The 13,825-nt window shown below is 62.2% G+C and carries 6 protein-coding genes; 4 read left to right on the top strand and 2 right to left on the bottom strand.

Features of this window, described 5'->3' with window-relative positions; genetic code table 11:
* The first annotated feature begins 51 nt into the window (after positions 1–51).
* The 3 genes from dinB to J7557_RS12355 all read left to right on the top strand — a co-directional run bounded on the left by dinB (position 52) and on the right by J7557_RS12355 (position 2,965).
* Positions 52–1,308 carry a DNA polymerase IV gene (gene dinB, locus J7557_RS12365; protein ID WP_291420375.1) on the top strand — a complete coding sequence of 419 codons (1,257 nt, stop codon included), beginning with the start codon at positions 52–54 and terminating at the stop codon, positions 1,306–1,308.
* 92 nt (positions 1,309–1,400) lie between these two features.
* Positions 1,401–1,979, top strand: coding sequence for an isochorismatase family protein (locus J7557_RS12360; protein WP_291420374.1), 579 nt, complete (start codon positions 1,401–1,403; stop codon positions 1,977–1,979).
* Positions 1,976–2,965: a GlxA family transcriptional regulator gene (locus J7557_RS12355; RefSeq protein ID WP_291420373.1), complete on the top strand. Its 990-nt coding sequence runs from the start codon at positions 1,976–1,978 to the stop codon at positions 2,963–2,965. Before J7557_RS12360 ends, J7557_RS12355 begins: the two co-directional genes overlap by 4 nt.
* A 1-nt stretch (position 2,966) precedes the next feature.
* Here the strand turns inward: J7557_RS12355 and J7557_RS12350 are convergent, their stop codons facing one another.
* Both J7557_RS12350 and J7557_RS12345 read right to left on the bottom strand, forming a co-directional pair.
* Positions 2,967–3,623, bottom strand: coding sequence for a response regulator transcription factor (locus J7557_RS12350; RefSeq protein ID WP_291420372.1), 657 nt, complete (start codon positions 3,621–3,623; stop codon positions 2,967–2,969).
* Entirely contained in the window at positions 3,616–4,995 is a 1,380-nt protein-coding gene (locus J7557_RS12345) for a hypothetical protein (RefSeq protein ID WP_291420371.1), read from the bottom strand. Before J7557_RS12345 ends, J7557_RS12350 begins: the two co-directional genes overlap by 8 nt.
* Before the next feature lie 364 nt (positions 4,996–5,359).
* Here J7557_RS12345 and J7557_RS12340 point away from each other — a divergent pair.
* The coding region (locus J7557_RS12340) for a peroxidase family protein (RefSeq protein WP_291420370.1) at positions 5,360–13,825 on the top strand (8,466 nt) is incomplete at its 3' end.

The raw sequence follows: 13,825 nt of genomic DNA, 5'->3' as shown, positions 1-13,825 counted from the left end.
TGGAACAAATAGAGAACAGTTAGATCGGGCAGGATTGGCATCGGTGGCAACATGTCGAGAGAACCAACGATCCTCCACGCCGATCTCGACTCCTTCTACGCCTCGGTCGAGCAGCTTCTAAACCCGGACTTGCGCGGCAAGGCCATGGCCGTGGGCGGCGGTGTCGTGCTCGCCGCCTCCTACGAAGCCAAGGCTTTTGGCGTCCGCGGTGGCATGTCTGGTCGCAAGGCGCGCGAACTCTGCCCGCACCTGCTCTTCGTCCGCGGCAATTTCGACCAGTACCAGCGCCTCGGCGACGCAGCCATTTCCATCCTTGAAGATTACACGCCGCTCATCGAGCGCATCTCCATCGACGAAGCCTTTGCCGACGTCGCCGGCTGCACCCACCTTTTCGGTTCCCCGCGCGAAATCGCCGAAACCATCCGCCGCCGCGTCCGCGACGAACTTGGCCTGCCCATCTCTGTCGGCGTTGCCCGCACCAAACACCTCGCCAAGGTCGCCTCCCAGGTCGCCAAGCCCGATGGTCTGGTCGTCGTCAATCCGACCACCGAACTCGATTTCCTGCACGATCTACCCGTCGGCCTCATGTGGGGCGTCGGCCCTGTCACCGAAGGCAAGCTCAAGGCCGAAGGCATCCTCACCATCGGCCAGCTTGCCAACACGCCCGGCCACTCCCTACGCGGCCTTCTCGGCGATGCAGCGGGCGAAAAGCTCTCAGATCTCGCCTGGAACCGCGACACCCGCGCCATCGTCAGGGAGCATCGTGCCCGCTCCGCCGGCGCCCAATCCGCCCTCGGTCGCCAGCCTGCCACCCAGGCCGTTTTCCGCCCCGTGCTCCAGCATCTGGCCGATCGCGTCACCTCGCGCCTGCGGGCAAAATCCCTCGCGGGTCGTACCATCACCGTCCGCGTCCGCTTTGCCGATATGCGGACCGTCACCCGCGCCATGACACTCGATGCACCCGTCTCCGCCACCCTGATTGTCGCCGAAATCGCCGAAGAATTGGTCCGCCAGGCCCTCGCTGACCACCCCAAGGAAAAGTCGATCTCGCTGCTCGCCGTCTCGGTCTCGCATATCGAGGAGCAGCGCCAGATCCAGCTCGAACTCTCTCTCGGTCTCGACGACGAGAAACGCCGCCCCGGCTCGCGCCAGGGCGCTGCCCGCTGGTCGGCAGACCGCGCCATGGACAAAGCCCGTACCCGCTTCGGCCGCGACGCCATCGGCTACGCCTCCGCCCATCTTGAGCGCAAAAACTCCGTCCCCGACGCGTTCCGCGAACTGGCCGAGAAGGACCTTGGCCGGAACTAATGTTCATGCTTGTCTTTTTTTGTCCGCTCGTCGTCTCGCCTGTGCCTCGAAATCCTCGACAGAAGGCCTAGGATCGCGTCATATCCAACACAATGGAGTGTCCAGAAATGACCGACACGGCTCTTCTCGTCATCGACGCCCAGGAAAGCTTTCGCCAGCGCGCCAATTGGCACGAAGTGGACAGCCCCACCTATCTGAAAAACCAGCAGGCCCTGATCGATGGTGCCCTAGCCAGGGGCTGGAAGATCGTCCGCGTCCTCCATGGCGAGCCCGAAGGCATTTTCTCGCTCGCTTCTGGCTTTGTGAAACCCCTCAGCGAACTCACCCTCGACAAGCCCGACCTCGAGTTCATCAAGCAGCGCCACTCGGCCTTCGTCGGCTCGCCGCTCGAAGTTTTTCTCGTCGAAAACGGCATCCGCCGCCTCGTTGTCTCCGGCATCCGCACCGAGCAGTGCTGCGAAACCACCACCCGCCATGGCTCCGACCTCGGCTGGCAGGTCGACTATGTCACCGAAGCGACCCACACTATGCCGCTCACCGACGCCACCGGCAAAACCTGGGCCGTCGAAGAGCTGAAGGCCCGCACCGCTGCGGTCCTTGACGGCCGCTTCGCCCGCGTCTGCACTATTGCCGAAGCCCTCGCAGGTGCCCCCAAGGCCGCCGCCGCATGACATCATCTCCGCGCCGCATCCCGACCTATGTCGTCCTGCCGGCGCGGACGCTGCTGCTCGACGTCGCGGGGCCTGTGGAAGCCCTGCGCTACGCCAATCGCGCCCAGGATCAGGTGCAATTCGACGTCCGCTATGTCGGCGCCTTACCCGAGGTGACGACCTCCATCGGCCTAAAAATCTCCGCCATCGAGCCACTGCCGAAGACGATAGAGCAGGGCGCCATGATCATCCTCTCCGGCCACACCGAAGAGCCCCTGCATGCCGGCCATCCCATGGATCCGCTCGATGCTGGCGCTGAAGAAGCTGTCGCCTGGCTCCGCCACGTGGTCGGGCCCGAAACCCTCCTCGTCTCCATCTGCTCCGGCGCGCTGCTCGCCGCCCGCGCCGGCCTTCTCGATGGCGTCAGTTGCACCACGCACTTTTCCGATTGCGGCGAACTCGCCGCCGTCGCACCCTCTGCCAAAGTGCTGGAAAACCGCCTCTATGTCGAAGATGGCAATCGCTATACCAGCGCCGGCATCACGGCCGGCATCGACCTGATGCTCCACATCATCGGCCGCCTCACGAGCCCGGCGACATCAGCCGCCGTGGCCCGGCAGCTCGTCGTCTATCTCCGCCGCGCCGGCACTGATCCGCAGCTATCCCCCTGGCTCGAAGGCCGCAATCACATCCATCCCGCCATCCATCGCGTGCAGGACGCCATCACGGCCGACCCCACCCGCGATTGGTCCCTCGAAACCCTCGCGCCCATCGCCTATGCCAGCCCGCGTCATCTGAGCCGTATCTTCAACGACCACGCGGGCATGAGCATCCCCGACTATCTCAACAAGCTCCGCGTCGCCCTCGCCCAGCAATTGCTGACCGAAACCCGCCTCGATATCGAGCGCGTCGCGGAAAAATCCGGCTTCAATTCCAGCCGCCAGCTCCGCCGCGCCTGGAGCCGCGTCAGCCAAACCCCGCCCAGTGCCCTGCGCCGATTGAGCTAAATCAGGCCTCCCCCCCGAACATACTGCGCGCAAAGACGGCCGCCTCCACGCGGTTGCGTACCCCGAGTTTTACGAAAATGCGGCCAAGGTGGTATTTTACCGTCGCCGTGCTGATCCCGAGATGTTCCGCCACTTCCCCGTTGCTGCTGCCCCTCGCGATGGCCCGCAACACGGCCCGTTCCTGCTCGGAGAGTGCCGAGATCGAAATCCGATCGGCATTTGCCTTGGAGGCGTTGTTGAGCGTCGTCAGCCAGCCGGCAAGCGATTGCGAGGAGAGATAGGTCTCCCCGTTCTGCACGTCGTTGATGATGGCGATAAGGTCGTCCGGAGACGTTTCTTTGGTAACGAACCCCGCCGCCCCCTCGCTCATCGCCGCCACAACGTCCTGGCCTTCCTCGGAAGCGGTCAGGATGACAACCTTCGTGCCCGGGCTCACTTCGAGAATCGAGCGAATGTGCCCCACGCTGCTGGCCCGCTGCATCCAGAGATCGAGAAGCAGAATGTCGGGCCGGTGCCGGGATGCAAGCTCTATCGCATCGGCCGGACTGCCACCTTGCGCCACAACCGAGATTTTGTCGGATGCCGCGAGTGCCTGGGCCAGCCCGGCGCGAAAAATGGCATGGTCGTCGACAAAGACGACGGTGGTGACCTCACTCATCTGGCCCCTCCACATCGAGGCTCACTTCCAGCGAAAATTCGTCGCCGATCCGCCGCGCCGCAAATGTACCATTGAGGATTTCCACACGCGCCTTGAGCCCGTCGAGCCCCATCCCTGACAGTTCAAGCAGTTCGCGCGGCCGCGCCATCGATATCGCATTACGCAGTTCCATCCGCGCCCTTTGCCCCGACATGGCGCAGGTCACGGTGACGATCGAATCCTGGGAGTGTCGGAACGCGTTGTTCAATCCCTCCTGCACGATACGGTAGAGCGCGATCTGCGTTTCAAGGCCGGCATTGGCGGCGCCGAACTCCCCCTCGCGAACGACGCTCGCCCCGGTGCGCGCCTCATGCGCTTCGATCGCCAGGTCGACGATGGCGTCGAGCGAGAGATTGGCGATATCGGGCAGGATGAGTCCATAACTGATGCTGCGGATTTCAGACAATGCCGTAATCAGCGACGTGCGCATCGCGTTCAATATCCGCGCGCGCTCGGCCGGCGTTTTCGCCAGCGCGCTTTCCTGCGCCTTGAGCAGCGCAAAATTGATGAGCTGGGATGGCCCGTCATGCAGGTCCGCACTCGCCAGTTTCAGGCGCTTTTCGGCGAGAGCCGCAGCGTTGCGCACCTCGCCGACCTGCGCCCGCAAATGCAGCGACGCCTTCAATCGTTCGGCAAGGTCAAGCCGCTGCGCCTGAATGGTGCGGCTGCCCCTCTGCACGATACCGAAGAGGATGATGATGGCGACCAAAGCCCCTGCAACGACCAACGACCAGACGAGCAGATTGGTGCTGTTCAGCGAGCGCTCCAGCGTTTCGGCCGTCTCGTGGATTTCCGCGACCGCGATGATCTCGTTGCTCCCCAGCCGGTGCACCGGTGCATAGACTTCGAGCAGGGGCGACTGGAAACGGCGCAATGTGTGCTCTTCGGCGTCCAGGTCCGCAAAGGTCCAGCGAACCGAGTCGGCAAAGGCGTGCTGTGCCTCGATGGGCAGGGCGAGCTGGCGCCCCATGAGCAACGAGGAATTTGAATAGATGATCTGGCCATTCGGCAGCCAGACCTCAAGATAAGGAAAGCGTGCCGCAAAATCCTCATTGGCCATAACGGTGTCTAGATACGCGATGCTGTCGGGCGACAGGGTGCCATCTTCGGCCACGTCTTGCAGCGCATTGGCAAAAACGCCTTCGAGGAAAAGTGCGGTGCGCTCGGATCGATCGTCGATCGCGTTACGATTGAGAACCGAGCTGATGAGCATGCCTGAAACGACACTGACCAGCACCACCACGGTTACGCTGGCGATCAGGTATTGCGTTGCCAGCTCGAGGTCGCGCCAGCGCAGAACAGCACCCTGAACATGCTGCCTGAGCCCAATCATGTCCCGAAACGTCTCTCAGGCAAGCATGGTGCCAGTAGACTCCCCCAACGCACTTTCGATCTCCCCGTCTTCTCCGGCCAACACTATGCGCCGGAGCAATTACCATCCTCCAATATTTTGACTTCAACAACGCCGAACTGCGCAACTTCTTGAAGCGCGGGCAAAAACGCTCGACCAAGGCCCTAGCCACTTGGCTAGTCGCACGCTAGCCACGCCGATAGGACCGGTTCCGACTTCAAGGGAAAAAGTCTCAGGACCTACCGATATTACGGCCAACGCATTGCCGTTTTAGCGTCTCCACAACGAAAACCCCTGCGCTCAGTGTTTGGCCCCAGCAGCGTTTTCGATTGTTTGGGAGATGAGAATGGTAACGCTCGTAAAGCACGATCTGGAATTCATCCTGAAGCAGATCGAGATCGCGGAAGCACACGCCGCTGGCGGAGATCTTGCGGCATTGGTCGCCGGCTATGGCGGCAATGATGGCTTGGCCCAGGCGCATCTCTTGCCCTACGGCCTCCGCACTGTCGACGGTAGCTACAACAACCTGCTGCCCGGCCGGGAGAACTGGGGCGCCTCCGATCAGAGCTTTCCGGGGCTTTTCACGCCGACCTATCTCAACGACGCGGATGGCGACCAGTACGACTTCAACCCGCTCCCGAATATGGAGACCTGGTACACCAACAACGACTATGCCAATGCCGGCCCGCGTACGGGTTCGCAGCCGGGTGCGGGCAGTGGCACGGTGATCGACGCTGATCCGCGGATCATCTCCAATCTCGTCGTCGATCAGACCTTGAACAATCCGGCCGCCATAGCCGCGGCGCTGACCCTGGCCGGCGTTCCCAACGAACAGCTCTATGAAATTCTCGGCCAGATCGTCGATGCCAAGCGCGCAGTCGACGCCGCCGCGGCGGGGAACGCGACCCCTCAGGAGATCGCAAGCCTCGAAGCCGCCGTCGATGTCGCCGAGGCGGCCTTGGCGCAGGCGAGCGCTGGTGCGGTCGCACTGATTGCTGCGGCGGCCGACGATCAGGCCTTGCTGACCGCCGCGGAAGGAGCTCTTGCAGCCGCTCAAACCGCTGCGACTGAGGCTGTTGCCGCAGTCGCCGCGCTCCTCACCGACAACATTCCAAACGCCGATCAGAGCACCGCCTTTGCTGACGCCATTGCGCATTCCGATCTCATGCAGGCTGCGCTTGTTACTGCCCAGGCCGATGTGACGTTTGCCTCCGCCAATGCCGCTGCATCCGCGCAGGCTTTGGCCGATGTCGTCGGCCCGGCCACAAATGCCCTCGCCGAAGCACAGGCGGACCTCGACGCCGCCTTGCAGACCGCGCCCGATCTCGCCGTCGCCCAGTCTCACCTCACGTCCCTGCTCGGCGCCTATGGCGTGGAGATGGACGGCAATACCATCTTCCTGCCCAACGTCTCACCCGACGACGGACTTTCCTCGCCCTTTAACGGCTGGATGACCATCTTCGGCCAGTTCTTCGACCACGGCCTCGATCTCGTCGCCAAAGGTGGCAACGGCACGGTCTATGTGCCGCTCTCGCCCGATGACCCGCTCTATGTTCCAGGCGGCCAGAACTACATCCCGCTCACCCGCGTGACCGTCAATCCCGGCGCCGATGGCATTCTCGGCACGGCCGACGATGGCCCCGGCCCCAAGAACCTGACCACCCCGTGGATCGACCAGAACCAGACCTATGCGTCGACGGCCTCCAAACAGGTCTTCATGCGCGAGTACATTCTCTTGGACGGCAAGCCGGTTGCTACCGGCATGCTACTCGAAGGGAGCAATGGCGGCTTGGCCACCTGGGCCGACATCAAGCATGAGGCCAGGATCAAGCTTGGCATCGAACTCACCGACCTCAATGTCGGCAATATCCCCCTGATCGCTGCCGATGAATACGGCAACTTCATCCCAGGACCCAACGGCTTCCCCCAATTGGTGGTGAACTGGGGGCCAGACGGTATCCTAGGCACCCCCGACGATGTGCTGCGCGAAGGCAATCTCCTGACCCCGGTCAGCGCCCAGGGCGTCACGCTCACCGGCCACGCCTTCCTCGATGATATTGCTCATGCCGCGGTCCCGATCGTGTCCCAGGCCGGCGTTTTGCAGCAAGACTCGGACTCCGACCTCGGCTACGCCAATGCCGACGGCACGCCCGGACCGCAAGGCCAGCGTGGTCCGACGGCCTATGACAACGAACTGCTCGATCGTCACTTCATCGCCGGCGATGGTCGCGTCAACGAAAACATCGCCCTGACCGCCGTTCACCAGGTCTTCCACTCCGAGCACAACCGCGTGGTGGAAATGGTCAAAAAGATCGCGCTCGAAGGCGGCGATCTCGACTTCCTCAACGAATGGCTGCTGATCGAAGTTGACGCCATTCCGACACTTGCGGCCGATATAAACGCCCTGGTCTGGAACGGCGAACGCCTCTTCCAGGCCGGCCGTTTCACCAACGAAATGGAATACCAGCATCTGGTGTTCGAAGAATTCGGCCGCATGATGCAGCCCGATATCGACGTGTTCCTGTTCGAACCAGCCGCCGATATCAATCCTAGCATCGCCGCAGAATTCGCCCACGTCGTCTATCGCTTTGGCCATTCGATGCTGCGCCAGGACATTGCCGTCATCGAGATGGGTCCCGACGGCAAGCCGGTTCAGAACGACATCACCTTGTTCGAAGGCTTCCTCAACCCCGTCAAATACGACTCCCTGGGTTCTGCCGAAGAGGCCTCTGGTGCGATCATCCGCGGCATGAGCCGCCAGACCGGCAGCGCCATCGACGAATTCGTCACCGATGTGCTGCGCAACCAACTGCTCGGCATCCCGCTCGATCTCGCCACCATCAACCTCGCCCGTGGCCGCGATGTGGGTACGCCGCCGCTTAACGAAGCGCGCCAGCGTTTTTACACTGAAACCGGCGATACGCTGCTCAAGCCCTATGAAAGCTGGGCCGATTTCGCGCTCAACCTGATGAATCCGGCTTCGATCATCAACTTCATCGCGGCCTACGGCACGCATTCAACGCTGGTCAACACTCAGGCCAATCCCAAGACCATCGAGCAACTGCGCGAGGCCGCAACCCTGCTCGTCCTGGGCGGCGAGGGTGCGCCAGCCGACCGCCTGGACTTCCTCAATGCCGAAGGCGCATATGCCGGCGGCAAGCTCGGCGGTCTCAATGACGTCGACTTCTGGATCGGCGGCCTCGCCGAAAAGAAGATGTCCTTCGGCGGCATGCTGGGCTCGACCTTCGCCTTCGTTTTCCAGATGACCATGGAAAACCTGCAGGATGCCGACCGGTTCTACTATCTGTCACGCACGCAAGGCCTCAACCTCCTCAACGAGCTGGAAAACAACAGCTTTGCCGAACTGGTCATGCGCAATACCGACCTCGGCGACGAGCACTCGACCACCTTGCCCGGCAATCTGTTCTCGGCCTTCCAGATGCCCACCCTGGAAATGGATCCGAGCAAGCAACTTGGCGACGATCCGGTCCAGGACGACCCCTTCCTGCCCTTCGCCAATATCGTCGAGCGGCGCGATGCCAACGGCAATCTGATCGCCATCGGCGACACCACCACCGTCGCCGCCTACATCCGCGTCAACAGCAATGAACACTTCACCATCGGCGGCACCGAGGGAGACGATGTCATCGTCTCCGGCGGTGGCGACGACGCCATCTGGGGCAAGGGCGGCAATGACCGCATCGAGGCCGGCTATGGCGTCGACAAGGTCTTTGGCGGCGAGGGCGATGACATCATCACCAATGCCGGTACCGATATCGGCGAAGCCGATTTCCTGCACGGCAATGAAGGCAATGACGTCATCCATGGCGGCTCCGGCCTGTCGCTGATCTTCGGCAATCAGGGCAGCGATTTCCTGATCGCCGGCCCCGACGGCAAGCGCGTGTTCGGCGGCACCGAAAATGACTTCATTCTCGGCGGCAGCGGCATGGACTTCCTCACCGGCAACGAGGGCGACGACTGGATCGAAGGCGGCGAGCGCTTCGATACCCTCGCCGGCGAAAACTCCGAACTGTTCTTCAATTCCACCATCGTCGGCCATGACGTCCTCAATGGCGGCAGCGGCGACACCGACTACGACGCCGAATCCGGCGACGACATCATGTTCCAGAACAGCGAGGGCATTCAGCGCAACAACGGCATGGCCGGCTTCGACTGGGCCATCCACAAGGGCGACAGCCAGGCTGCCAATACCGACCTCGGCATTCCGATCTTCGAAACCCAGGAGGCCTTCATCCTGCGCGACCGCTTCGACCTCGTCGAAGGTCTCTCGGGCTGGAACAAGAACGACACCCTCACGGGCCGCAGCGTCGCGGTAAACACGCGCGCCGAACTCGAAGGCACGGCCGCCATCCCTGCCGAAGGCTCTCCCCTCGACAGCTATTCCAACGCGCTTCTCGAAAAGAATGTCGATCTCATCGACGGCCTGCGGGCGCTCGTCGCCCACATCACTCGTACCCAGCAGACCGGCCGCAACGGCGTCATCGAATCCGTCGTCCTCGAAACGGCCGACGCCTCCGATATCATCCTCGGCGGTGGCGGTAGCGACACCATCAAGGGTCTCGCCGGCAACGACATCATCGACGGCGATATGTGGCTCAACGTCCGCATCGCCGGCACCTCGAAGCTGGGTACGCCATTCTCCGCCGACTATCTGGAAAGTCCGGTCACGCTCTATAGGAACACGCAGGGCCAACTGGTCCCCGCTGGCACCCTAAACGCCATTGCAGTGACCAAGTCCCTGGCGACCTGGATGCTGGAAGGCGCCATCAATCCCGGCGCGCTGAGCATCGTCCGCGAGATCGTCAACGGCAATGTCGCCGGCGACTTCGACCGCGCCGTCTATACCGATGTCCGCGCCAACTACACGTTCGGCCTCAACTCCGATGATAGCCTCTTCATCGATCACTCCGGCTTCGTCCAGCCGCAGAACAATGATGATGAGCCCGAAGGCGAAGGCACGCCCAACCCGCTCTCGGACGGCAAGGACACCTTCCGCAACATCGAACTGCTGGCCTTCAGCGAAAACCGCTATCTCAATGTCATCGAAGGCACCGCTGCGGGCGAAACCCTCAATGGCACGGCCGTCGATATCGGCTTCGGCCGCGACGATCTGATTTCCGGCCGCGACGGCAATGACACGCTCAATGGCGGCGTCGGCGACGACGTTCTCCTCGGTGGCGACGGTGCCGACACCCTCAACGGCGGCGACGGCAACGACGTTCTGATCGGCGGCGCCGACGGTGTCACAACGGTCACGACAACGTCGACCTATATAGACAATTTCAATAGTTCCGGCTCCAGCAATTCCAGCGGTTCGCTCAACTGGAACACAAGCTGGACCGAGACAAACGACGGCACGGGCCAGACCAACCAGATCCGGATCGACGACGGCAACAACGCGCTTCGTTTCTACGGCGGCAACGGCATGAACGGTGCCGAGATCTCCCGTGCCGTCAATCTGTCCGCAGCCACGACTGCCACCATCACATACACCTATGACGCGGACGGTCTCGATACTGGCGAAGAAGTTCGGGTGCGGTTCGCGGCGGATGGCGTCAACTACACGACGCTCTACACGATCACGGGCGACGATAGCGGCACCCGCAGCCATGTCGTCACTGGACCCTTCTCGACAACTGCCCGCATCCGCTTCGAAACCTCGGCCATCAACAGCACGGCTGAGAACGTCGAAATCGACGAGATCACGATCAGCTACACGACCTCGACGACAGTTGCCGCCGGCGACCAGCTCAACGGCGGGGCAGGCGACGACACCTACGTCTTCAATCCCGGCGATGGCAACGACACCATCCAGGAAACCAGCGGCACGGACCGCATTGTCATCGGCGCCGCAACACTCACCAGCCTCAACGCCTCCAGCACTGCCGGCGAAGATCTGGTCCTGCAGTTCAACGGTCAGTCGGTCACTGTAACCGATCACTTCGCCACCACCGGCGAAGCCGTCGAAACCGTCAACCTCGATGGCGCGACCTATGAAGGCTATGCCTTCGACGGCGACTATGCCCTCAGCACCGACGACAATGGCGATCGCACCGGGGCTGCCGGAGTCAATACGCTCCTTGCCGGTTCGACCGGCGGCGATGACCTCGTCGGCGCCGATGGCGACGACCTGCTCTTCGGCCACGATGGCAATGACGACCTCTTCGGCAATGCCGGCGATGACCTCCTTGTCGGCGGTGCCGGCAATGACGAACTCGACGGTGGCACCGGTGCCGACACCATGGTCGGCGGCTTGGGCAATGATACTTACATCGTCGACGACGTCGATGATGTGGTTGTCGAAGCCTTGGGCGGCGGCATCGATGAAGTCCGCACCGATCTGGCTACCTACACGCTCGGCGCCAATGTCGAAGACCTGACCTATACGGGTGCCGGCACCTTCATCGGTATCGGCAACGAACTCGACAACGTCATCGAGGGCGGCGCAGGCGTTGATACGCTCAGCGGCCTCGGCGGCAACGATACCTATCTCGTCACGGCCGGCGACGTCGTGATCGAGGCCGAAAATGGCGGCATCGACACGGTCGTCTCCGCCGCCAACTATGTCCTCGGCGCCAACATCGAAAACCTGTCGCTGTCCGGTAATGCCAATGGCGTCAACGGCACCGGCAACACTCTCGACAATGTCATCACCGGCAATAGCGGCACCAACCAGCTCTTTGGCGGTGCCGGCAATGACACCATCAATGGCGGCGACGGCGCCGACCTCATCGATGGCGGAACCGGCGACGATATCCTGCATGGCGGCGCCGGCAACGACACCGACATCCTGATCGGCGGGGAAGGCAACGACACCATCTATCTCAACACCAATTCCGGCATCACCAATGATGGCAACGACATTGTCCGCTACACGGCGGCCAATTTCGGCAACGACACCATCCACGGCTTCGACGCCAACGCCAGCGGCGGTCAGGATCAGATCGATCTGAGCGCCCTTGGCATCACGGCCGCGAACTTCGCCTCGCGGGTTACCATCCAGGACGTGGAAGACGGCGTCGTGGATGACACGCGGGTCACTGTGCGTGATGCCTCCAATGCTGTCATCGGCACGATCTACATCGAAGAAGTAGACGGCAACGATATCACCAGCGCGGACTTCATTCTCGCCTCGAACACTCCTCCGCCCGCTTTCGGCTCTCCGACCGATGGCGCAAACACCATCACCGGCAATGGCCAGGCGAACACCATCAATGGTCTGGGCGGCAATGATACCTTGAGCGGTGGCGGCGGCGATGACGTCATCAATGGCGGGGAGGGGGCCGATACGCTGAACGGCGGCGACGGCAACGACACGCTCTCGGGTGGCCAGGGCATCGCAAACGGCACCATGGTCGACAATTTCCTGTCCGCCTCCTACTCAAACAACAACGGAAACGTCAATTTTGCCGGCAACTGGTCCGAAAACTCGGACAATGGCGGCGCGACCGGCGGCGACATTCTGGTGACTGGTGGCCGTCTGACCTTTGCTTCCGGCACCGACAACAATGATTCCATCCAGCGCGCCATCAATCTGACCGGCGCGACGGCCCCCACACTGTCCTTCGACTATCAGGCGGTCGGCCTCGATACGGGTGAAACGGTAGTGGTTCAGGCGCTCAATGGCAGCGTCTGGGAAACATTGGGCACGTTGGGTGGAAACGCGACCTCCAACTTCTCCTCCCCCCTCAACCCTGCCCATTCGGCGATCCGCTTCGTGGCCACAGGCGGGTTTGAGACCGGAGAATCCTTCCACATCGACAATGTGGTCGTGGCCCTCGGCCCCAATTCCGGCGTCGACACCATCAACGGCGATGCCGGCGACGATACCATCATCTGGAACGCCAATGACACGGGCCCCACTGACGGTCGCGACATCGTCGATGGCGGCACCGAAGGCACGGCCGGCGACACGTTTGTGGTCAATGGCAATACCGCGTCCGAAACCTACCGCATCTATACCAAGGCCGCGGCGGCAACCGCCGGCTTCGCCTCGGCGGCTTCGACCGAGATCGTCATCACCCGACAGGTTGGTCTGGCTGCTGCGATGGTTATCGCCGAACTCCGCGAGATCGAAGAAATCCGCATTAACGGTATCGACCCGTCCGGCAATGGCCCGGCCGGTGGCGACACAGTGCAGATTTTTGGCGATTTCTCGACTACGAGCCTGCGCCTCAACACCATCACCATCGAAGGTGACGTGGGCGACGACACGGTAGACATCTCGGCCCTGACATCGGCGCACCGCATCGTGTTCCGTTCAAACGGCGGTCACGACACCATCATCGGCACCTTGCGTCCCGAGGATGTCATCGAACTGCCCAATGGCGCTGATCCCGCCGAATACACCTCGTCCACCACCGATGGCGTCACCACGCTGACCAATGGCCAGCACAGCATTTCCTACGTGGCAGCCGGCAGTGGCCCTCAGATCGGTGGCGAAGACGACGATGTCCCAGGCGACGACGATGATGACTGGGATGATGATGATGATGGTGACGATGATGCGCCTGTAGTTGGTGGTCCCATTCTTGGTACGCCGCAGGATGATGTGTTGCTGGGAACCTCTGGTGGGGACCTGGTGTTCGGCTTTGCCGGGACGGATTACATCATCGCCAATGCCGGTGTGGACGTGATCCGGGCTGGTGCCGGTGATGACTTCGTCGATGCAGGCGCAGGCCGCGATATCATTTTTGCCGATGATGGCGATGACGATGTCTTCGGCGGCGATGACGACGACCTGATCTATGGCGAAGGTGGCCATGATCGGCTGTTCGGTGGCTCGGGCCAT

It is taken from the genome of Devosia sp., assembly GCF_017744655.1.
Taxonomy (GTDB): Bacteria; Pseudomonadota; Alphaproteobacteria; order Rhizobiales; family Devosiaceae; genus Devosia.
The sequence above is the reverse complement of the archived record's forward strand: the minus strand, read 5'-3'. Positions and strand labels throughout refer to the sequence as shown.